The 21,120-nt window shown below is 59.6% G+C and carries 17 protein-coding genes and 1 pseudogene; 6 read left to right on the top strand and 12 right to left on the bottom strand.

From position 1 onward, the window contains the following. The first annotated feature begins 194 nt into the window (after nucleotides 1-194). Together ACI2KB_RS25780 and glyA are read left to right on the top strand one after the other, a co-directional pair. A complete protein-coding gene (locus ACI2KB_RS25780) occupies nucleotides 195-4,034 on the top strand; it encodes an EAL domain-containing protein (RefSeq protein ID WP_404639316.1) in 3,840 nt (1,279 codons plus the stop codon). A 250-nt stretch (nucleotides 4,035-4,284) separates the two neighbouring features. Further along, the gene (gene glyA, locus ACI2KB_RS25775) at nucleotides 4,285-5,538 is read left to right on the top strand and encodes a serine hydroxymethyltransferase (protein WP_404639314.1); all 1,254 of its coding nucleotides are present in this window, start codon (nucleotides 4,285-4,287) and stop codon (nucleotides 5,536-5,538) included. A 189-nt stretch (nucleotides 5,539-5,727) separates the two neighbouring features. On the opposite strand, the gene yjiA is transcribed toward glyA, so the two are convergent. The 3 genes from yjiA to ACI2KB_RS25760 form a co-directional block, all read right to left on the bottom strand. Next, the gene (yjiA, locus tag ACI2KB_RS25770) at nucleotides 5,728-6,699 is read right to left on the bottom strand and encodes a GTPase (protein WP_404639312.1); all 972 of its coding nucleotides are present in this window, start codon (nucleotides 6,697-6,699) and stop codon (nucleotides 5,728-5,730) included. A 177-nt stretch (nucleotides 6,700-6,876) separates the two neighbouring features. Continuing rightward, nucleotides 6,877-7,074, bottom strand: a complete 198-nt coding sequence (locus tag ACI2KB_RS25765) for a YbdD/YjiX family protein (protein WP_404639310.1) — start codon at nucleotides 7,072-7,074, stop codon at nucleotides 6,877-6,879. A gap of 26 nt (nucleotides 7,075-7,100) precedes the next feature. Then, a complete protein-coding gene (locus tag ACI2KB_RS25760) occupies nucleotides 7,101-9,170 on the bottom strand; it encodes a carbon starvation CstA family protein (protein ID WP_404639308.1) in 2,070 nt (689 codons plus the stop codon). A 139-nt stretch (nucleotides 9,171-9,309) separates the two neighbouring features. Between ACI2KB_RS25760 and ACI2KB_RS25755 the strand changes: the two genes are divergently transcribed. Beyond that, nucleotides 9,310-9,678 (top strand): PilZ domain-containing protein, encoded by a 369-nt coding sequence (locus tag ACI2KB_RS25755; RefSeq protein ID WP_404639306.1) that lies wholly within the window; start codon nucleotides 9,310-9,312, stop codon nucleotides 9,676-9,678. Between the two features lie 37 nt (nucleotides 9,679-9,715). Here ACI2KB_RS25755 and ACI2KB_RS25750 read toward each other — a convergent pair whose 3' ends face one another. From ACI2KB_RS25750 to radA, 3 genes are all read right to left on the bottom strand, one after another. Then, complete coding sequence (locus ACI2KB_RS25750; protein ID WP_404639304.1) at nucleotides 9,716-10,297, bottom strand: hypothetical protein; 582 nt, start codon at nucleotides 10,295-10,297, stop codon at nucleotides 9,716-9,718. Between the two features lie 16 nt (nucleotides 10,298-10,313). Then, a complete protein-coding gene (locus ACI2KB_RS25745; RefSeq protein WP_256602076.1) occupies nucleotides 10,314-10,922 on the bottom strand; it encodes a hypothetical protein in 609 nt (202 codons plus the stop codon). Between the two features lie 211 nt (nucleotides 10,923-11,133). Then, nucleotides 11,134-12,504: a DNA repair protein RadA gene (radA, locus tag ACI2KB_RS25740; RefSeq protein WP_404639302.1), complete on the bottom strand. Its 1,371-nt coding sequence runs from the start codon at nucleotides 12,502-12,504 to the stop codon at nucleotides 11,134-11,136. A 196-nt stretch (nucleotides 12,505-12,700) separates the two neighbouring features. On the opposite strand from radA, the gene mscL reads away from it, so the two are divergent. Continuing rightward, nucleotides 12,701-13,150: a large-conductance mechanosensitive channel protein MscL gene (mscL, locus tag ACI2KB_RS25735; RefSeq protein ID WP_404639300.1), complete on the top strand. Its 450-nt coding sequence runs from the start codon at nucleotides 12,701-12,703 to the stop codon at nucleotides 13,148-13,150. 57 nt (nucleotides 13,151-13,207) lie between these two features. On the opposite strand, the gene ACI2KB_RS25730 is transcribed toward mscL, so the two are convergent. Next, nucleotides 13,208-13,984, bottom strand: a complete 777-nt coding sequence (locus ACI2KB_RS25730) for a ferredoxin--NADP reductase (RefSeq protein ID WP_404639298.1) — start codon at nucleotides 13,982-13,984, stop codon at nucleotides 13,208-13,210. A 362-nt stretch (nucleotides 13,985-14,346) separates the two neighbouring features. Here ACI2KB_RS25730 and ACI2KB_RS25725 point away from each other — a divergent pair. Next, nucleotides 14,347-14,556 (top strand): annotated as a pseudogene (locus ACI2KB_RS25725) (helix-turn-helix transcriptional regulator); the annotation flags it as partial. Between the two features lie 175 nt (nucleotides 14,557-14,731). Continuing rightward, the gene (locus ACI2KB_RS25720; RefSeq protein WP_404639296.1) at nucleotides 14,732-15,856 is read left to right on the top strand and encodes a methyltransferase; all 1,125 of its coding nucleotides are present in this window, start codon (nucleotides 14,732-14,734) and stop codon (nucleotides 15,854-15,856) included. A gap of 140 nt (nucleotides 15,857-15,996) precedes the next feature. Here ACI2KB_RS25720 and ACI2KB_RS25715 read toward each other — a convergent pair whose 3' ends face one another. The 5 genes from ACI2KB_RS25715 to choX form a co-directional block, all read right to left on the bottom strand. Continuing rightward, entirely contained in the window at nucleotides 15,997-16,152 is a 156-nt protein-coding gene (locus ACI2KB_RS25715) for a DUF2474 domain-containing protein (protein ID WP_404639294.1), read from the bottom strand. 12 nt (nucleotides 16,153-16,164) lie between these two features. After that, nucleotides 16,165-17,172: a cytochrome d ubiquinol oxidase subunit II gene (gene cydB / locus ACI2KB_RS25710; RefSeq protein WP_404639292.1), complete on the bottom strand. Its 1,008-nt coding sequence runs from the start codon at nucleotides 17,170-17,172 to the stop codon at nucleotides 16,165-16,167. Between the two features lie 3 nt (nucleotides 17,173-17,175). Beyond that, on the bottom strand, nucleotides 17,176-18,615 hold the full coding sequence (locus ACI2KB_RS25705; protein ID WP_404639290.1) for a cytochrome ubiquinol oxidase subunit I: 1,440 nt from the start codon (nucleotides 18,613-18,615) through the stop codon (nucleotides 17,176-17,178). Nucleotides 18,616-18,976: 361 nt separating this feature from the next. Then, nucleotides 18,977-19,906, bottom strand: a complete 930-nt coding sequence (locus ACI2KB_RS25700) for an alpha/beta hydrolase (protein ID WP_404639288.1) — start codon at nucleotides 19,904-19,906, stop codon at nucleotides 18,977-18,979. 214 nt (nucleotides 19,907-20,120) lie between these two features. Further along, nucleotides 20,121-21,035 carry a choline ABC transporter substrate-binding protein gene (gene choX / locus ACI2KB_RS25695; protein WP_404639362.1) on the bottom strand — a complete coding sequence of 305 codons (915 nt, stop codon included), beginning with the start codon at nucleotides 21,033-21,035 and terminating at the stop codon, nucleotides 20,121-20,123. Nucleotides 21,036-21,120: the final 85 nt, after the last annotated feature.

Raw genomic sequence — 21,120 nt, 5'->3', positions numbered from 1 at the left:
AATGCGCAAGTCTTGCAGAACTGGGCACTTCGCGCGTCGCGCCAAACTACCCGAATGCGGTCGACAGGGCAAACCGTGCGGGCCGATAAGGCTGGCACTTAGCCACAAGTCAGGGCATGCTAGCCGCCCTTTGGGCGTCGAGCTTATAGTACATTTCGCACACGCTGATTCAGTCCAGCAGTCAGGATCACAGTTTGTCCACACCAGCCCCCATTTCTCCTTTGCGCTCGACTAAAAGCGCGACGTCAGTGCCTTTCCGGGGCTCGCTCAAAGGCGCGCTGGCAGTGCTGGTGCTGCTGATGCTCGTGCTGTTGTTATGGCAACTGTTCGAACAGTTCCAGCAAACGCAGGAGCGGCAACATCAACGCAGCGTCGATTACAGCATTCAACTGGCCGACCGCCTGAGCCTGAACATGGCGCTCAACGCACAGGTCGCCCTCAACGTACTGGACGATGCCAAAGGGCGTGCGCAAACCACCGAACAACACGCCGCAACGCTGGAGCGGCTGCGCCAGGCCATGCCGGAGCTGCGCAGCGTGGCGTGGCTCGACAGCGACGCCAATATCCTGATCGACAGCGCACTGAACAGCTCGGACGCCAGCTTTTTGACTCAGCAGCGCGAGCGTATCAAGGGCCGCACCTATTATTACGCCGACGCGCCGGATGGATCGCTGTTTTACCTGTTCGTGCGCCAACCCGGCGGCGATACCGAGCGCTACTGGGCCATTCGCCTCAACCCGCAGGCGCTGAAATCCCTGACACGGCAAAGCGATCAGGATTACAAAGCAGCGTGGCAACTGGAAAATCGCACCACCCAACATCTGGTTTATCGGAGTGAAACCGATACGGACGAAGCCGCCAGCGGCGACGTCCAGACCGTATTGCTCGAACCGCTGACCAACAGCGACTGGCAACTGCGTGGCCTGTTCGATACCACCAAAGCCCGCCAGGCCTTGATCGCCCCCTTGATCGGCAAATGCCTGATCGCGCTGCTCTGCTCCATCCTGCCGTTGCTGGCATTGCGCAGCCTGCATCGCCGCCAGCAGCAGTTGCACGAAAGCCGCCGTCGCTACAAAGACATCTTCGAAGGGACCGGTGTTGCGCTGTGCGTGCTTGACCTGTCCGGCTTGCCCGCTTACCTCAAGCATCTGCAAATCGACAACAGCGAAGAACTGCACACACGCCTGCTCAATCATCCGGATCAGCTCAAAGGGCTGTTGCGCCAGTTGCGCATCACCGAGGTCAATCAGGTGGCCGCCAGTCTGTTGCGCGCCGAATCCGCCGAGCAGGTCTGGAAGCAACTGATCGAAGGCTGTCCGCGCTCGCAACAGGGCATCGGTGTGCAAGTGTTGAGCGCCGTACTCGACTGCCAGCCGCAACTGGAGCTGGAAATCGTCCTCCCGGACGCCAAGGGCAACGATCAGCATTTGTGGCTGGTGGTGCGCCTTCCCGAGCACCCGGAAGACTTCAACGCCGTCATCCTCAATATCAACGACGTCACCAATCGCAAGCAGACCGAGCTGGCGTTGCAGGAGCGTGAGAGCTTCTGGTCGGAAGTGGTCCAGACCGTCCCCGATCACCTGTACGTTCAGGATGTCGTGACCCGGCGCATGATCTACAGCAACCACCATCTGGGGCACTCGCTGGGCTACAGCAGGCAAGACGTGCAGGAGATGGGCGAATACTTCTGGGAAATCCTGCTTCACCCGGACGACACCGAACCTTATGAGCGCCTGCGTCTGATGCGCAGCGAAGAGAACCGCAGCGACCTGATCCAGGAGCAATTGCGCTTCCGGGACCGTCGGGGCAACTGGCGGCGTCTGGATATTCGCGAGCAAGCCTTGGCGCGGGACGAAAATGGCCGGATCACCCGCATCATCGGTGTGGCCAAGGACATCACTGAACAGGTCGAAGCGAGTCAGTCTCTGCGCGACAGCGAGCAGCGTTATCGCATGCTGGCAGAAAGCATTAGCGACGTGATTTTCTCCACCGATGCCCGCTTGCGCCCGAACTACGTCAGCCCTTCGGTGAACACCGTGCTGGGCTACAGCGCCGATTGGATACTGGAAAACGGGTGGAGCTCGATCATCGCCAACCCTCAACAGTTAGCGGGTGTCCAGGCGCTATTGCACAGAGTGGGCAAGGCGCTGAACAAGCCCGACGTATTGTCGCAATTGCGCAGCGAAGTGCCGACTCAGGTGTTCCTTTTCGACTGCTTACGGGCGGACGGGCGCAAAATTCCGGTCGAACTGCGTCTGGTGCTGGTGTGGGACGATTCGGGTGCGTTTGAAGGCATTCTCGGCGTGGGTCGTGATATCAGTCAGCAGCGCCGCGCGGAAAAAGACCTGCGCATGGCGGCGACCGTATTCGAACACTCGACATCGGCCATTCTGATCACCGACCCTGCCGGCTACATCGTGCAGGCCAACGACGCGTTCAGCCGGGTCAGTGGCTATGCGGTTTCGCAAGTGCTGGATCAATTGCCGGTGATGCTCACGGTCGAGGATCAGCAGGAAGCCCACATGGGCTACATCCTCAAGCAATTGCACCAGCGCGGCAGTTGGGAAGGCGAACTGTGGCTCAAGCGGCGGGACGGCGAGCATTACCCGGCGTGGGTCGGCATCACGGCAGTGTTCGATGACGAAGGTGATCTGGCCAGTTACGTGTGTTTCTTCAGCGACATCAGCGAACGCAAGGCCAGCGAGCAACGCATTCATCGCCTGGCCTATTACGACGCCCTGACGCATCTGCCCAACCGGACGCTTTTCCAGGATCGACTCCACACGGCATTGCAACATGCCGAGCGCCAGAGTGCGTGGGTCGTGCTGATGTTCCTCGATCTGGACCGTTTCAAACCGATCAACGACTCTCTGGGTCACGCCGCTGGCGACCGCATGCTCAAGGAAATGGCCTCGCGACTGCTGGAGTGCGTGGCCGAAGACGATACCGTCGCACGCATGGGCGGCGACGAATTCACGCTGCTGTTGCAACCGGGGGCTTCACAACAGGCGGCGCTGACCCGCGCCATTCATGTCGCCGAACAGATTCTGGCCAGCCTGGTGAAACCTTTCGTGCTGGAAGGCCGGGAGTTCTTCGTCACCGCCAGTATCGGCATCGCGCTCAGCCCGCAGGACGGCCATGAGTTGAGCCAGTTGATGAAGAACGCCGATACGGCGATGTACCACGCCAAAGAGCGCGGCAAGAATAACTTCCAGTTCTACCAGGCGGACATGAACGCCAGTGCGCTGGAGCGTCTGGAACTGGAAAGCGATTTGCGCCACGCACTGGAGCAAGAAGAGTTCACCCTGTTCTACCAGCCGCAGTTCAGCGGCGACGGCAAGCGCCTGACTGGCACTGAGGCCCTGTTGCGCTGGCGCCATCCGCGTCGAGGGCTGGTTCCGCCGGGGGATTTCATTCCGGTGCTCGAAGAGCTGGGTCTGGTAGTGGAAGTCGGCGAATGGGTGCTCAAAGAGGCCTGTCGGCAACTGCGCGAATGGCATCAGGCCAAAGTCCGCGTGCCGAAAGTGTCGGTCAACATTTCGGCGCGGCAGTTCTCTGATGGCCAGTTGGGCATGCGCATCGCCAACATTCTTCAGGAAACCGGCCTCCCCCCTGCGTGCCTGGAACTGGAACTGACCGAAAGTATCCTGATGCGCGAAGTCAGCGAAGCGATGCAGATCCTCGACAGCCTCAAGCGGTTGGGCCTGAGCATTGCGGTCGACGACTTCGGCACCGGTTACTCGTCGCTCAACTACCTCAAGCAATTCCCCATCGACGTGCTGAAGATCGACCGCACGTTCGTTGACGGCCTGCCGTCCGGCGAGCAAGACGCACAGATCGCCCGCGCCATCATCGCGATGGCGCATAGTCTGAACCTCGCGGTGATCGCCGAAGGCGTGGAGACCCACGAACAACTGGACTTCCTGCGCGAACACGGGTGTGACGAGGTGCAAGGCTACCTGTTCGGCCGCCCGATGCCTGCCACGCGGTTCGAGGCGCAGTTCAGCAACGATGCGTTGTTCATGATCGATTGAACGCCCGCTTGCCACCGATGCGACGCAACAACTGTGGGAGCCGGCTTGCTGGCGAAGGCGTCAGGTCAGACAGCTCAACATTGAATGACCCTGCGCTTTCGCCAGCAAGCCGTCTCCCACAACGTCACGGGTCAGCCATTCAGGCACATGAAAACCGCTTGTCTGCGGCATGACCGCCTTTCATATGTCATATGAAACCCGATGCGGTAGAATGCCCCCCTTTTCAACTGCCCGATCCTCGAGGACCGCCATGTTCAGCCGTAATTTGACTATCGCCAAGTACGACTCCGACCTGTTTGCTGCTATGGAACAAGAAGCCAAGCGCCAGGAAGAGCACATCGAGCTGATCGCCTCGGAAAACTACACCAGCCCTGCGGTGATGGAAGCGCAAGGCTCGGTTTTGACCAACAAGTACGCTGAAGGCTACCCAGGCAAGCGTTACTACGGTGGTTGCGAATACGTCGACATCGTCGAGCAACTGGCCATCGATCGCGCCAAAGAGCTGTTCGGCGCTGACTACGCCAACGTCCAGCCGCACGCCGGTTCCCAGGCCAACAGCGCCGTTTACCTGGCACTGCTGAATGCAGGTGACACCATTCTGGGCATGAGCCTGGCCCACGGCGGTCACCTGACCCACGGCGCCAGCGTTTCTTCGTCCGGCAAGCTGTACAACGCTGTTCAGTACGGTATCGACGGCAACGGCCTGATCGACTACGACGAAGTCGAGCGCCTGGCGGTCGAGCACAAGCCAAAAATGATCGTTGCCGGTTTCTCGGCCTACTCGCAAGTGCTGGACTTCGCCCGTTTCCGCGCCATCGCTGACAAGGTTGGCGCTTATCTGTTCGTCGACATGGCTCACGTAGCCGGTCTGGTCGCCGCAGGCGTCTACCCGAACCCGGTGCCCTTCGCTGACGTTGTGACCACCACTACCCACAAAACCCTGCGCGGTCCACGTGGCGGCCTGATCCTGGCGCGCGCCAACGCCGACATCGAGAAGAAGCTGAACTCCGCGGTCTTCCCGGGCGGTCAAGGCGGTCCTCTGGAGCACGTGATCGCCGCCAAAGCGATCTGCTTCAAAGAAGCGTTGCAGCCTGAGTTCAAGGCGTACCAGCAACAAGTCGTGAAGAACGCCAAGGCCATGGCCGCCGTGTTCATCGAGCGCGGTTTTGACGTCGTTTCCGGCGGTACTGAAAACCACCTGTTCCTGCTGTCCCTGATCAAACAGGACATTTCCGGTAAAGACGCCGACGCCGCGCTGGGTCGCGCCTTCATTACCGTGAACAAGAACTCCGTGCCAAACGACCCACGCTCCCCGTTCGTCACTTCCGGCCTGCGCTTCGGCACCCCGGCTGTGACCACTCGTGGCTTCAAGGAAGCAGAGTGCAAGGAACTGGCGGGCTGGATCTGCGACATCCTGGCTGACCTGAACAACGAGGCGGTGATCGACGCCGTTCGCGAGAAGGTCAAGGCCATCTGCGCCAAGCTGCCGGTTTACGGCGCTTGATAGCGGTTCGCTGATGTGAAAAGCCCGGCTCTTTAGCCGGGTTTTTTATTCAGGCGACGCCTTACCCTCCATGAAATACACACCCTGTGGGAGCCGGCTTGAACTGGCGAAAGCGGTGTCATTCAGCATAGAGGTGTTTGACCTGACGCTTTCGCCAGCAAGCCGGCTCCCACAAGGATTCGCTGTGCGTCAGTCCACAGCAACTCTGGCAAACCCCTCCCGAATCTTCTCTTCCGGTAACTCATCGGCGATGAACACCATCACGCTCTCGCGCTGTTCGTCTGCCCTCCACTCCACATCAAAGTCGAAGCCATACAGCTTCAACACGCCCTGAAACACCAACTTGCGGTCTTCACCGGCAATGTTCAGCACGCCTTTGTAGCGCAACAGTTGTTTGCCGTGGGCTTCCAGCAGGTCATTCATGAACTCGCTGAGTTTGTCGATATCCAGGGCCTTGTCGCTGCGCAGCACCAGGCTGCTGATGCGGTCGATCGAACGCCCCGAAGGCGCGGCCGGACGCAGCAACATGCCGCCGACATCGGCGTTGAGGTTGAAGCCGCGCACGTCGAGTAATTCGGCCAGATCGATCTTGCCGTGCTCGACTACACGAACCGGTGCCCGGCGGTTAATGCGGGTCAGGCGCTCGCTCAGGGCCTTGAACGTTGCTTCATCCACCAGATCGGTCTTGCTCACCAGCAGGCGGTCGGCAAAGCCGATCTGAGCCTGGGCGATGGTCTGTTCCAGATGGGTGTCGGCGTGGGCTGCGTCGACCAGCGTGATGATGCCATCGAGGATGTAACGCTCACGCAGTTCTTCGTCGATGAAAAAGGTTTGCGCCACAGGGGCCGGGTCGGCCAGGCCTGTGCATTCGATCACCAACCGGTCGAAGAAGATCTCGCCGCAGTCCAGCCGCTCAAGCAGCAGCACAAGGGCCTTGGTGAGATCGGTGTGAATGGTGCAGCACACACAGCCGTTGGACAGGGTCATGACTTGCACGGGCTCATCGCCCAGCAACTGGGTATCGACCCCGGCATCACTGAATTCGTTTTCGATCACGGCGATTTTCAGGCCGTGCTCTTCTTTGAGGAGGTGACGCAGCAGCGTGGTCTTGCCTGCGCCGAGAAAGCCACTCAGGACGGTGACGGGGATGGGTGTGAACAAAACAGATGTCTCCAATACAACGCAAATCTGTGGCAATACGACGGATTAATGTGGGAGCCGGCTTGCTGCGGGCGGCGTTCCGACGAATGCAGTGCGTCCTTCAACATTGCGTCGTCTGACACTCCGCATTCGCCAGCAAGCCGGCTCCCACGCGTGTAAAGCGGTGTTATCGACCTATCAACAACACTTCGGCCCACCCTTGCCGCCGTAACGCGCATCCTGGCGTTCCCGAAAGAACACCTCGTACGACATCACCGGTTTGTCCGGGTGTTTGGTCTGCATATGTTCGACGTAGGTGTCGTAGTCCGGCATGCCGACCATCAGACGCGCCGCCTGACCCAGATACTTACCCAGCCGACTCAAGTCATTGAACATACACAACTCCTCGCGTCAGCGCGCACTCAATGGGTTTTAGGGAAGGCCTGGAACGGCGCTTCCTTGTCGGTACGCTCTTGCTTGACCCACGCCGCGCGACCGACCTTGATCGCATAGAACAGGATGCTCAGCACCACGAACAGGAACAGCGTGGTCAGCGCCGCGTTGGTGTACGCATTGAAGATCACGTGCTGCATCTGCTCCATGGATTTGGCCGGGGCCAACACTTGACCGGCGTCTGCCGCCGCGCTGTATTTCTTGGCCAGAGCCAGGAAGCCAACCGCAGGGCTTGGGTCGAACAGCTTGATGAAGCCCGCTGTCACGGTGCAGATCAGCAGCCACGACGCCGGGAGAATCGTCACCCACGCGTACTGTTGACGCTTCATTTTGATCAGCACCACGGTGGCCAGCATCAGCGCGATACCGGCCAGCATCTGGTTGGAGATACCGAACAGCGGCCACAGGGTGTTGATACCGCCCAGTGGATCGATCACGCCTTGATACAACAGATAGCCCCACAGCGCGACGCAACCACCGGTGCCGATGGCGTTGGCGCTCCAGGATTCAGTGCGTTTGAGCGCTGGCACGAAGCTGCCCAGCAGGTCTTGCAGCATGAAGCGACCGGCGCGAGTACCCGCATCGACCGCTGTCAGGATAAACAGCGCTTCGAACAGAATCGCGAAGTGGTACCAGAACGCCATGGTGTTCTGACCCGGGAAAGCTTGGTGCAGGATCTGCGCGATGCCGACAGCGAGGGTCGGCGCACCACCGGCACGGGCCAGAATGGTGTTTTCGCCGATGTCTTTGGCAGTGGCCACCAGTTGATCCGGCGTGATCACGAAGCCCCAACTGCTGACCATCTGCGCGACCGCGTTGACATCGGTGCCGACGATCGCCGCTGGGCTGTTCATGGCGAAGTACACGCCCGGCTCGATGACCGAGGCGGCGACCATGGCCATGATGGCCACGAACGATTCCATCAGCATGCCGCCGTAACCGATGTAACGGGCGTTGACCTCGTTATCCAGCAGTTTCGGCGTGGTGCCCGAAGAGATCAGCGCATGGAAGCCGGACACGGCGCCACAGGCGATGGTGATGAACAGGAACGGGAACAGCGTCCCTTTCCAGACCGGGCCCGAACCGTCGGTGAACTGGGTCAGCGCAGGCATTTTCAGCTCGGGCGCCAGAATCAGGATGCCGATGGCCAGCGCGACGATGGTGCCGATTTTCAGGAAGGTCGACAGATAATCGCGCGGTGCCAGCACCAGCCAGACCGGCAGCATCGCGGCGACGAAGCCGTAACCTACGAGCATCCAGGTGATCTGCACGCCGGTGAACGTGAACAGGGGCGCCCATTCAGGGCTGGCGGCCACCTGACCGCCAATCCAGATCGACAGCAGCAACAGCACCACGCCTACCACCGAAATCTCCCCGATTCGGCCCGGACGGATGAAGCGCATGTAGATGCCCATGAACATCGCGATCGGGATAGTCGCCATGACCGTGAACATGCCCCATGGGCTTTCGGCCAGGGCTTTGACCACGATCAACGCCAGCACCGCGAGGATGATGATCATGATCAAGAAGCAGCCGAACAAGGCGATGGTGCCGGGAATGCGGCCCATTTCCTCACGGACCATGTCGCCCAGCGAGCGGCCATTACGGCGGGTGGAGAGGAACAGGATCATGAAGTCCTGAACCGCACCGGCTAATACCACACCGGCGATGAGCCAGAGGGTGCCAGGCAGATAACCCATTTGCGCGGCCAGCACCGGGCCGACCAGCGGACCTGCGCCTGCGATGGCGGCGAAGTGGTGACCGAAAAGAATGTGTTTGTTGGTCGGCACGTAGTCCAGACCGTCGTTGTTCAGCACCGCCGGGGTGGCCCGGGTCGGATCGAGTTGCATGACACGATTGGCGATGAACAGGCTGTAGTAGCGATAAGCGACCAGATAAATGGCAACCGCGGCGACCACGATCCAGAGTGCGTTGATTGCCTCTCCCCGACGCAATGCAACCACCCCCAGGGCGCAGGCCCCAAGAATCGCAACAATCAGCCAGGGCACATGGCGCAGCAGACTATTATTGTTTTTCATTTTTTATTTCCAGCTGAGTGGACTTGTTATTTGACCAGCCTTTGGAGTTTAGCGCCGCTGAAGCGAAAGGCCACCCCCAACAATGGTCTAGCCTATAGTCTATGCACTCGCCGCCACACGGCTCAGGAGAAGTCGAGTCATGACAGATTCCCACGAAGAGCGTCGCCGTTTTAAACGTATCTCGTTCGATGCCAGGACCGAGCTGACTCAGGGCCAGAAAAGCTGGCCTGTGCACCTCATCGATCTTTCTCTAAAGGGATTGCTGATCGAACGCCCGTCGCCCTGGCTGGGCAATCCGGACGAACCGTTCATCGTCGATATTCATTTGAATGTGGATATCGACGTGCAGATGGAAGTGAGGCTGACCCACGACGACCACAATCATCTGGGTTTTGTCTGCGAGCACATCGGGCTGGAGTCAGTGACGCATTTGCGCAGACTAGTGGAGTGGAATCTGGGTGATCCCAAAGAGCTGGAGCGCGAACTGGCGGCGCTGATCGAGGTATGAGGCACGGGGCTGGCCCCGTGCCTGCTGATTGGTCCGCTTAGATCAGCTTCTGTTTGACCGCTTCTTCCAGCGAGCTTTGCGTCAGGTGCTGGATGATGCCGTCCGGCGATTGGTTGAACGGCAGCGCGAACACCAGCAACAATTGCATCCAGGTCGTGACCGTCTCACTCTTCTCGACACGGCCGAGCGTTTTTCCGTCGCGGTCCTTGTACACCGTTTCCAGAACCAGCTTGTTGTCGAACGTGGTCGGGATCACGTAAAGGGTGGCACCGGTCAGGATCGCACTGGCAAAACTGCCGGTTTCCTGATTGCGCAGCGTGGCGTAGACATACACATCCGACTCGGTCTTGTCGGTGGTCACGCTCTGGAAGCGCTCGGACTGTTTGACGTTATCGACGAACACCTTTTCCCACGCCGCCGGGTTGGTGCCGCCCGGCGTCTGCTGGCCATTCATCGTGTGCAGGGTGGTGAACCGAATGTAGGCCGAAGGCTTGGCTGCCGCTTCCTTGTTCGGCAACGGCCAGTTTTGCACCACGGGCAAATCATGTTGCGAGTACGACACGCAGCCCGTCAGCGATACCCCAACCAGCAACAACAGCGTTTTCAACGTGCGCTTCATATTCTGTCGAATCCTTTCAGTGAGCATTCAGTTGCGTGACAGCGTCGTCTGTCAGCTTGGTGATCAACGCGCGCAGTTGTGGACTGCCCAGACCGGGCGCGGCGTAATCGGGATCGAACAATCCGACGTTGCGTGGCTGATCGACTCGCTGCATCGACTTGGCCAGCGTTTTGCCCGTGCGATCCTCGATGCTCAGTTCGCCCGCCAGATCATAGGTGTCGACGTAAACCGGGCCGTTGACCCAGATGTAGATCGTCAACGTCAGCAAAGCCCCCGGAAAGTAAGCCGGGTGCGGCGTGCGTTTGCCGTGCAAGGAGGTCAGGTTGAATTTCAGCAGAACGTCCTGATCACCTAGTTTTGCCGGAAACACCGACAGGTCTTTGAAGTAACCGGCGCTTTCCAGGTAGTGATTGATCTGGTCCGTCAGTTGACGACTCGCGTTCTTGCGCAGGTCGTCGTTGATATCAGGGGCGGAAATGACCACATCCGACATCTGCGCAACACGAGGACTGCTGACCGAGGCTGCCTTTTCAGGCTCGCCCAGAGGGCCGTAGGTATTGAAAGAAAAACAGCCCGTCAGCGAAAGCATCGCGCTCAACAGCAAAAAACAAGAAACCCGTTTCACAGCCAACATCCTTATTTCGGGCGAACAGCCGTGCGTATCGGTCCAGAGCACCGACGCGGCAATATTCAAATCTGAGGGAGGGGGAGTAACCAGAGCAACGCGGAAGAGTGCGCCAGCGAAACCACGGGCGCGATATTAATGTGACATCATTATGGCGTCAATTTTTCAGTCGCGTTATCGAGCCATCGCCGACGAGTCGGCCGCCATCGCTCTACTCCTCGAACAGCGCATCCAGCGCCTGATCCAGCCGGGTCACGGCCACCACGGTCAGTCCGGGCGGCGCCTCCTTCGGTGCGTTGCCTTTCGGCACGATGGCACGTTTGAAGCCATGCTTGGCCGCTTCCTTCAAGCGCTCCTGACCACTGGGCACCGGACGCACTTCCCCTGACAACCCCACTTCGCCGAACACCAGCAAATCCCCCGGCAGGGCGCGATTGCGCAGGCTCGACATGACGGCTGCCATCAACGCCAGATCAGACGCGGTTTCCAGCACCTTCACCCCACCGACCACATTGAGGAACACGTCCTGATCGTGGGTCGGAATGCCGCCGTGGCGATGCAGCACCGCCAGCAGCATCGACAGCCGGTTCTGATCCAGACCGAGGGTCACGCGGCGCGGGTTGGACAGATGGCTGTCGTCGACCAGCGCTTGCACCTCCACCAGCATTGGCCGGGTGCCTTCCCACGTGGCCATGACCACGCTGCCTGCGACCGCTTCCTGGGCGCGGGTCAGAAAAATCGCTGAAGGGTTGGAGACCTCTTTCAGGCCCTTGTCGGTCATGCCGAACACGCCCAGTTCGTTGACCGCACCGAAACGGTTTTTCACCGCCCGCAGCAAACGCAGACGCCCGTCGGACTCGCCTTCGAAATACAGCACCGTGTCGACCATGTGTTCGAGCACGCGAGGTCCGGCCAATGCGCCCTCTTTGGTCACGTGGCCGACCAGAAAGATCGCCGTACCGCTCTGTTTCGCGTAACGCACCAACAACGCAGCACTTTCCCTCACTTGGGACACGCCGCCCGGTGCCGATTGCAGTTGCTCAGTGAAAATGGTCTGGATCGAGTCGATCACCATGACTTTCGGCTGTTCGATACGGGCTGTGGCGATGATGGTTTCGATGCTGGTCTCGGTCATCACCCGCAGCTTGTCCTGCGGCAAACTCAAGCGGCGGGCGCGCATGGCGACCTGTTGTTGCGACTCTTCGCCCGTCACATACAGCGCTGGCATGCGCTCGGCGATGGCGCAGAGGGTTTGCAGCAAAATGGTCGACTTGCCGATACCGGGGTCACCGCCGATCAGCACCACCGAGCCATCGACCAGACCGCCGCCGAGGACACGGTCCAGTTCTGCCGAGTTGGTGGAGAAACGCGGGATCTCCTCGACACTGACCTCTGCCAGCGTCTTGATCTGCGCCTGCTGCCCCGCCCATCCGCCACGCCCCGCTGGCGCCGCTGCGCCGCCGCTCTCGATCATGGTCTCGGTCAGCGTGTTCCAGGCGCCGCATTCGCCGCACTGCCCGGCCCACTTGGGAAAGGTCGCGCCGCACTCCGTGCAGCCATACATGCGTTTGGCCTTGGCCATGGAACCCCCGCAGCAAAAAAGGGCAATCATACCCCATGCCTCACATCAGGGTTTATCCAAGGAGTCTGAGGCGGGTTTCTGGATCATTCGATAAAACTAACGCGCCACGGTCCGGTCGATTGAATGGATTACGCGAGATGCAGGTCACTGACTTACACTGCATCTACCACCCTCATCTGTAACAAAGGAATACACCATGAGCGTACTGAGCGAGTTCAAAGCCTTTGCCGTCAAAGGAAACGTGGTCGATATGGCCGTCGGGATCATCATTGGCGCGGCATTCGGCAAGATCGTTTCGTCGTTCGTCGGCGATGTCATCATGCCGCCCTTGGGGCTGCTGATTGGCGGCGTGGACTTCAGTGATTTGGCTATCACCTTGCGCGCCGCAGAAGGAACGGCTCCGGCCGTTGTTCTGGCCTACGGCAAATTCATCCAGACCGTGATCGACTTTCTGATTGTGGCGTTCGCCATTTTCATGGGTGTGAAAGCGATCAACCGTCTAAAACGCGAAGAGGCCAAGGCGCCATCCGTTCCGCCAGCACCAACGCCACAGGAAACCTTGCTGACCGAGATCCGCGATCTGCTTAAAGAACAGAACAGCAAACCGGCTGCGCCGCTGCCGGTGAATCCTGATCGGTTGGTTTGACGCGCTGTTTCTGCCCGAAAGGCGTAGAAGCGTGGCCAGAATCAAAAGCCAGTATCTTTACCAATAATTCTCCACCGCCACCTGACCCGGCTTACGGGTCAGGGCCAGGCGCATGTCGCGGGTTTTGAGCAGCGCGCGGGTGTCGTCGATCATTTGCGGGTTGCCACAGATCATCACCCGCGAATGCTCTGGCGACAGTTCAACCCCTGCGGCCTTCTCAAGCTCGCCGTTCTCGATCAGTGTGGTGATGCGACCGTGCAGCGCGCCAGGATGCTCTTCACGGGTCACCGTCGCAATGAACTGAAACTTGTGGGCGTACTCGGCCAGGTACTCGCGTTGCGTGAGTTCGGCGATCAGTTCCTGATACGCCAGTTCCTTCGCCTCCCGCACGCTGTACACCAGAATGATGCGCTCGAACTTCTCCCACACTTCGAAGTTCTGCAGGATCGACAGAAACGGCGCAACGCCCGTGCCCGTGGACAACATCCACAGGTCGCGTCCATCGGTGAAGCGGTCGAGGGTCAGGTAACCCGTGGCCTGTTTCTCCACCATCACGGTGTCGCCCTCGCGCAGCCGACTCAGCTCACTGGTGAACTCGCCGCCTGGCACCACGATAGAGAAAAACTCCAGAAATTCGTCGAAGGGTGATGACACCACCGAATACGCCCGCCATACCGTACTGCCGTCGGCTTTGGTCACGCCCAGACGCGCAAATTGCCCTGCCGTGAAACGAAACCCCGGATCACGCGTGGTGCGCAGGGTAAACAGGCTCGGGGTCAACGGGGTCACGTCCAGCAGCGTTTGCCGGGTGAATTTTTCTGCACTGGCAGTCATGGGCGCGTCGGGCTCCTGTCGCTCACTCAATGACGCACAGTTTCCCGCAAACCGGGGCCGATAAACACCGCAGGTTTGTAGTGATATCCCTCGACGCCCGGTTGAGCACCTGCGTTTTTTAGAGTATTTCGCGATTGATGTTATCGCGACAAAAAATGAACGCCCCTTGGCCGTCGAGCTAACCCGTTGATAAAAAACGACCTGCTTGAAAGCTTCGCAGCCTCGTGAACTCCCGTCCGTCATCCCTCCACGAGCAGGGTACGCTCGTCAGCAGATTCCTTTTCTAGACTTCAAGAACAGGGCAGTCAGTAAAAACGGACATGGGGTGGGTGATGGACTACATGAAACTGGACCTGCTGCGCATGACGACTGCCAAACCACTGCTTCACAGGGGCCTGACGTCGCGAGAAATAGAGGTGCTCAAATGGTCAGCTGAAGGTAAAACGGCCGCTGAAGTGGCGCTGATTCTCAACGTGAAAATACGCACAGTGAACTTTCACATCAGCAGCGCGATTCGCAAAATGGGGGTCAGCAACAAAATATCGGCGGTAGTGCAGGCAGCATTGCACGGCGCCATTCCCATCATGGCAGTGGACGTCGAGGGTGGCGATACCCCTGAAAAGCCGCAGGTGCGCGAGCGCGAAAAACACGTAAAATCGCTGGTTTCGTGAGTCCGGTTGCAACGGCGCTTACATGACATCCGCCGCGTGCCCGATCACGTCGTCAACGAATGGAATTTTCCAGCACATGCCCCTGCTTACCACGCCCTTCGCCGAGCTCGATCTGATTCGCCAGCCAGAACAGTCGGATGAACCCCTGCAAGCATTCGACGCTGCGGACGAGTACTTGCTCAATCACGTGGCCCAGCACGGCGTAACGCTACAGACCCGCGTATTGATCCTCAACGACAGCTTCGGTGCGCTGGCCGCCAGCCTGGCCCCTCACGCCTCCGTATTCAGCAGCACCGATTCGTTTCTGGCGGTTCAGGCGCTGGAAAAAAACCTTGCCCGTAACGGCCAGGCGTATAACGCGGTGCCTGTGATCCCGGCCAGCGAGCCGTTGAACGGACCGTTTGACTGGGTGTTGATTCGCGTGCCAAAGACCCTGGCATTGCTGGAGGAACAACTGATTCGCCTGCAAGGCCAACTGGCGCCCGGCGCACACGTCGTGGCGGCGGGCATGATCAAACACTTGCCGCGCTCGGCAGGCGAGTTGATGGAGGATTACATCGGTCCGGTGCAAGCCTCGCTGGCGGTCAAGAAGGCCCGATTGCTGTTCTGCACCCCCGAGCCGAAAGACTTCCAGCCCTCGCCCTTCCCGACGCGCTACACGCTGGACGCGCCGAAAATCGAACTGGTCAACCACGCCAACGTGTTCTGTCGCGACGGGCTGGACATTGGCACACGGGCATTCCTGCCGCACTTGCCGAAAAACCTCGGTTCAGCGCGGGTGGCGGATCTGGGCTGCGGCAATGGCGTGCTGGCGATTGCCAGCGCGTTGGCCAACCCGGATGCCCAGTACACGCTGGTAGATGAGTCGTACATGGCCGTGCAATCGGCGCAGGAAAACTGGCGGCTGGCACTGGGTGACCGTGAAGCGGTGATTCGCGCGGCCGATGGGCTTGAAGGCCAGGAACCGGACTCGCTGGACGTGGTGCTGTGCAATCCGCCGTTCCATCAGCAGCAAGTAGTCGGGGATTTTCTCGCCTGGCGGATGTTTCAACAGGCGCGTTCGGCATTGGTGACCGGCGGCGCGTTGTACATCGTCGGCAACCGGCATTTGGGCTACCACGCCAAACTGGCGCGGTTGTTTCGAGGCGTGGAACAAGTGGCGGCGACGCCGAAGTTCGTGATTCTCAAGGCCAGGAAGTAAATCTCACAGCTCCGGATACACCCTGTGGGAGCCGCCTTGGTGGCGAAGACGAAGTGTCAGTTGGCATCAATTTATCTGACACACTGCTTTCGCCACCAAGGCGGCTACCACGAGGGTTCATCGTTGCGGCTGAGCGTTGATCAGTGCGTCTTCATCCCCGCCGCTGTCATGAACATCCGCAACAGGCTGGCGACAATGAACAGCGCCAGCACGCTGCCCGACCAGATCACCAGCAGCCAGCCCAAGCGCTGCCAGAGCGGCTTTTTCAGCGCAACGTCATCTTCTTCGTTCGTCATCGCCCTGCCCTTTTAGTGGTAGCCGTCTTCGTGGGTGACCTTGCCGCGGAACACGTAGTAGCTCCAGAAGGTGTACCCCAGAATGAACGGGATGATGAAAAGCGTGCCTACCAGGATGAAGCCTTGGCTCTGTGGCGGCGAAGCGGCGTCCCAGATCGAGATCGACGGCGGGATGATGTTCGGCCACAGGCTGATGCCCAGACCGCTGTAACCCAGGAAGATCAACACCAGCGTCAGCAGAAACGGCGTGTAGTGCGCGTTGCGCTGCACGGCCTTGAACAAACCGTACATGGTCACCAGCACCAACGCAGGCACCGGCATGAACCAGAACAGGTTCGGCAGGCTGAACCAGCGATCGGCGATGTCCTGATGCGCCAGTGGCGTCCACAGACTGACGATCGCCATGACCACCAGCGTAGCGACAGCAAGCGGGCGCGCCAGATCGTGCATAGCCTTCTGCAAGCCGCCTTCGGTTTTCATGATCAGCCAGGTACAACCGAGCAACGCGTACGCAACGATCAGCGCCAGGCCGCAGAACAGCGAGAACGGCGTCAGCCAGTCCAGGCCGCCGCCTGCATAAGCGCGGTTGACCACCGGAATGCCATCGATGAACGCGCCCAGTGCCACGCCCTGGAAGAACGTTGCCACCAGCGAGCCGCCGATGAAGGCCTTGTCCCAAAGATGGCGTTTCTCGTCGGTCGCCTTGAAGCGGAACTCAAATGCCACGCCACGGAAAATCAGCCCGAACAGCATGAAGATCAGGGGCAGATACAAGGCCTCGAGTACGACGGAATAGGCCAGTGGAAACGCGCCAAACAAACCGGCTCCGCCCAACACCAGCCACGTCTCATTACCGTCCCAGACCGGTGCGACGGTATTCATCATCACGTCGCGGTCTGATTTGCCTTTGATGAACGGGAAAAGGATGCCAATCCCGAGGTCGAAGCCGTCCATGACGACATACATCATGATGCCGAAGATGATGATCACGGCCCAGATCAGTGGAAGATCGATACCCATGACTCAGTGCCCCTCGTGCAGGCGGTCTTTGTGGCCTTCTTCGGTGCCTTCGTCGGCAGCAGAGAGAGGACGTGCGGGTGTGCGTTTTTGACCTGGCCCGCCGTGCGGCAGATCGTCGCCCTCGTGGGTTTTCGGCCCTTTGCGCACCAGGCGCATCATGTAGCCGAAACCTGCGCCGAACAGCGCAAAATACACGACGACGAACAGCACCAGCGTCAGGGTCATCTGCCCCACGCTGTGATTTGACGACGCATCGGCGGTGCGCAGCAGGCCATAAACCACCCAAGGCTGACGGCCGATTTCAGTGGTGAACCAGCCTGCCAGCAGCGCGATCAACCCCGACGGCCCCATGACCATAACCAGCCGCAGGAACCAGCGATTGCTGTACAACCCGCCGCGCCAGCGCAGCCAGGCACTCCATAGGCCCACGGCAATCATCAGCATGCCCAGACCGGCCATGATGCGGAACGACCAGAACACGATGGTGGAGTTGGGTCGGTCTTGCGGCGGGAATGATTTGAGCGCCGGAATCTGCTTATCGAGGCTGTGGGTAAGGATCAGACTGCCCAGATACGGCACTTCCAGCGCAAATTTGGTTTTCTCTTCTTTCATGTCCGGCCAGCCGAACAGGATCAGAGGCGTTGGCTCATCGCCGACGTTCTCCCAGTGGCCTTCGATGGCCGCGATCTTCGCCGGTTGATGCTCCAGGGTGTTTAACCCGTGGGCGTCACCGACCATCGCTTGAATCGGAGCAACGACCAGCGCCATCCACATGGCCATCGACAGCATGCGCCGAATCGCCGGATTGTCACGCCCGCGCAGCAAGTGCCAGGCTGCCGAGGCGCCGACGAAGAAGGCCGTTGCGACAAACGCAGCAATCGCCATGTGCGCCAGACGGAATGGGAACGACGGGTTGAAGATCACCGCCAGCCAGTCGACCGGAATCACGCGGCCGTCGACGATTTCGTAACCTTGCGGCGTCTGCATCCAACTGTTGGACGCCAGAATCCAGAAGGTGGAAATCAGCGTGCCAACCGCGACCATGACGGTTGAAAAGAAGTGCAGGCCACGGCCCACGCGGTTCCAACCGAACAGCATGACGCCCAGAAAACCCGCTTCGAGGAAGAAGGCCGTGAGCACTTCGTAGGTCAGCAAGGGGCCTGTGATGGCACCGGCAAAGTCGGAGAAACGGCTCCAGTTGGTGCCGAACTCGTAAGCCATGACCAGACCGGAGACCACGCCCATGCCGAAGTTGACGGCAAATATCTTCGACCAGAAGTGGTAGAGGTCGCGGTAGGTGTTGTCGTGGGTCTTGAGCCAGAGGCCTTCGAGCACCGCGAGGAAACTCGCCAGGCCGATGGTGATGGCAGGGAACAGGATGTGGAATGAAACGGTGAACGCGAACTGCATTCGGGCGAGATCGAGCGCCTCTAAACCGAACATAGGTCTTCCTCTATCAGGTGATACCGGCTAGTGAGCGGCTGCCCCCCACGATGTATTGAGTTCAGCGTGACGCGTTCGTTCTTTTGGGTTTCGCGCTCAGATTCGGGTCGCAGGGGCCGTGTCAAGCCGACCGATCAACCAAAGGCCATTGCGCCCTTGATACAGGTCAACCGACCTTGAAAGAGTAGTCCCATTTCGGCGCATGAACTGCGTGGCCTTTTGTCGCGTGACGAGTTGCCTCACCCTTTGATGCAGAGCAGTTGGCGGGGGAGCGGATCAGATGAGTGGTAATGAATCTCCGGCATGTGATGGCGCGCTTTGGCTTCTGGCCGTAGGCCGTAGGCACGAGTCTTGCCCGCGATCACAGTGAGCTGCGCAAAAAACCGAGCAGTGCCTTGACCAAGCGCTGATACAGCGTATCAACCTCCGGCACCTGCCCCTTGCCGCGCAGGCTGCCATGCACCAACCCCATGCCGGGATCGAACTCAGTCATCACCCCCGCCTCGCGCAACGCTCGTTCGTAGCAGAGCCCGTCGTCACGCAGCGGGTCGAACTGCGCAACCGCAATGAACGCTGGTGCAAGCCCACGAAAATCGGAGGCGTTGAGCGGCATCGCATAAGGCGAGCGCTCGCCGTCCTTGAGGTAAAGCTGCCGATAAAACGCGAGGTCCGCCGTACTGAGCAGAGGCGCATCGGAACACTCACTGCGCGACGGCAGGTCATCACTGCCGCCCAGCCCCGGATAGACCAACACTTGCCCCACCGGCTGACGCTCGCCGGAATCGCGCAAGGCCAGACACACCGCTGCCGCCAGATTGCCCCCCGCGCTGTCTCCAGCGATGGCGATGCGATGCGGGTCGATATCCAGCCGTTGAGCTTGAATCTGTAGCGCGTGCCAGACCGCCAGGCAATCCCCAAAACCGGCGGGAAACGGATGCTCGGGGGCCAGACGATAATCCACAGCGATGACCACCGCATTCAGATCCACGGCCAGCGCTGCGGTGAGAAAATCATGAGAATCCAGATCTCCCACCACCCAGCCGCCGCCGTGCAGGTACACGACACAGGGCGCGGGTTGTTCGATGGGCAGTTGATGAGGGCGATAAGCGCGCACAGGCACCCCCGCCAGGGTGAAATCCCGGACCTCCAGACGACGGGAACGAATAGGGGTGAAGGCCTCGCACATCCGAGAATAAGCACGGCGTTGCGCCGCGATTTCCAGCGAATCGACGCTGAAGCTGAGGGTTTTCTCGATGAACAGCGCCATTTCTGGCGAGAGCGGATAGCTCATTGCGTCCTCCCTTCTCCGATCACGCCGCATGAGGGTGCGTATCGAATGTCTCGGGCTGGATGCAATGCTTGTGGTAGCCGGCTTGCTGGCGAAAGCGGTGAATCAGTCATGAATTCATCGACTGACAGACCCCATTCGCCAGCAAGCCGGCTCCCACAACATAACCCAGCCGACAACGTTGTAACCGCCAAGCAAATAGCAACCCAACGCTCGATTACTTATTAACCGCCACCTGCACTGCCGCCGCTGCATCCTTGCCATCAAACGTGGTCACACCTTCCAGCCAGCGCTTCATGTCCTCCGGGTGATCCTTGAGCCATTGCTTGGCCACATCGTTCGGCGCCTTGCGGTCCATGATCGGCACCATCATCTGGCTTTCCTGAGCAGCGGTGAACTTCAGGTTGCTCATCAGCTTGTTGACGTTCGGGCAACGGGTCGCGTAGTCCGGAGCCGTGACCACGGATACGGTCGCAGCGCCTTCACCCGGACCGAACACGTCCTCGCTGCCCGTCAAGTAGGCGATTTTCATGTTGATGTTCATCGGGTGCGGGGTCCAGCCGACGAAGACGACCCACTCGTTACGCTTGGTCGCACGTTGCACGGCGGCAAGCATGCCCGCTTCACCGGACTCGACCAACTGAAAGCCACCCAGACCGAACTGGTTCTTCTCGATCATGCCTTTGATGTTGGCGTTGGCGCCGGTTCCCGGCTCAATGCCGTAGATCTTGCCGCCGAGTTTGTCTTTGAATTTGGCGATGTCGGCGAAGGTTTTCAGGCCGCCGTCGTACACGTATTGCGGCACTGCCAGAGTGGCCTGGGCGTCGCTCATGCTGGGGGTGTCGAAAACCTTGACCTGCTTGGCCTCGACGAAGGGCGCGATGTTCTTGTCCATCGCCGGTTTCCAGTAACCCAGGAACACGTCCAGACGATCATCGCGCAAGCCACCGAAGACGATCTGCTGTGCGGCGCTGGTCTGCTTGACCTCGTAACCCATGTTCTGCAGCAGCACCTCGGCCACTGCGCTGGTGGCGATCACGTCGGTCCAGTTGACCACCCCCATCCGCACGCTCTGACATTTGGCAGGCTCCGCTGCCGTTGATGCTGCCATGTAAGCGGTACTGCTCAGCATCAACACCGCGCAACTGATCTGACGAATAATTCTGTTCATGCGTGCTCCTCGGGTCGGCTCGTTATTTTTAATCAGCTCTTTTCGG

The organism is Pseudomonas sp. NPDC088444, from assembly GCF_044900175.1.
Lineage (GTDB): Bacteria > Pseudomonadota > Gammaproteobacteria > Pseudomonadales > Pseudomonadaceae > Aquipseudomonas.
Note: the sequence above shows the minus strand (reverse complement) of the source record. Positions and strands in the feature narration are given on the sequence as shown.

What these genes read in the sequence shown, in the direction of transcription:
- glyA (WP_404639314.1), top strand. Translation starts at nt 4,285, where the DNA reads ATGTTCAGCCGTAATTTGACTATCGCCAAGTACGACTCCGACCTGTTT.
- ACI2KB_RS25765 (WP_404639310.1), bottom strand. Translation starts at nt 7,074, where the DNA reads ATGTTCAATGACTTGAGTCGGCTGGGTAAGTATCTGGGTCAGGCGGCG.
- ACI2KB_RS25760 (WP_404639308.1), bottom strand. Translation starts at nt 9,170, where the DNA reads ATGAAAAACAATAATAGTCTGCTGCGCCATGTGCCCTGGCTGATTGTT.
- ACI2KB_RS25755 (WP_404639306.1), top strand. Translation starts at nt 9,310, where the DNA reads ATGACAGATTCCCACGAAGAGCGTCGCCGTTTTAAACGTATCTCGTTC.
- ACI2KB_RS25750 (WP_404639304.1), bottom strand. Translation starts at nt 10,297, where the DNA reads ATGAAGCGCACGTTGAAAACGCTGTTGTTGCTGGTTGGGGTATCGCTG.
- radA (WP_404639302.1), bottom strand. Translation starts at nt 12,504, where the DNA reads ATGGCCAAGGCCAAACGCATGTATGGCTGCACGGAGTGCGGCGCGACC.
- mscL (WP_404639300.1), top strand. Translation starts at nt 12,701, where the DNA reads ATGAGCGTACTGAGCGAGTTCAAAGCCTTTGCCGTCAAAGGAAACGTG.
- ACI2KB_RS25730 (WP_404639298.1), bottom strand. Translation starts at nt 13,984, where the DNA reads ATGACTGCCAGTGCAGAAAAATTCACCCGGCAAACGCTGCTGGACGTG.
- ACI2KB_RS25720 (WP_404639296.1), top strand. Translation starts at nt 14,732, where the DNA reads ATGCCCCTGCTTACCACGCCCTTCGCCGAGCTCGATCTGATTCGCCAG.
- ACI2KB_RS25715 (WP_404639294.1), bottom strand. Translation starts at nt 16,152, where the DNA reads ATGACGAACGAAGAAGATGACGTTGCGCTGAAAAAGCCGCTCTGGCAG.
- cydB (WP_404639292.1), bottom strand. Translation starts at nt 17,172, where the DNA reads ATGGGTATCGATCTTCCACTGATCTGGGCCGTGATCATCATCTTCGGC.
- ACI2KB_RS25705 (WP_404639290.1), bottom strand. Translation starts at nt 18,615, where the DNA reads ATGTTCGGTTTAGAGGCGCTCGATCTCGCCCGAATGCAGTTCGCGTTC.
- ACI2KB_RS25700 (WP_404639288.1), bottom strand. Translation starts at nt 19,906, where the DNA reads ATGAGCTATCCGCTCTCGCCAGAAATGGCGCTGTTCATCGAGAAAACC.
- choX (WP_404639362.1), bottom strand. Translation starts at nt 21,035, where the DNA reads ATGCTGAGCAGTACCGCTTACATGGCAGCATCAACGGCAGCGGAGCCT.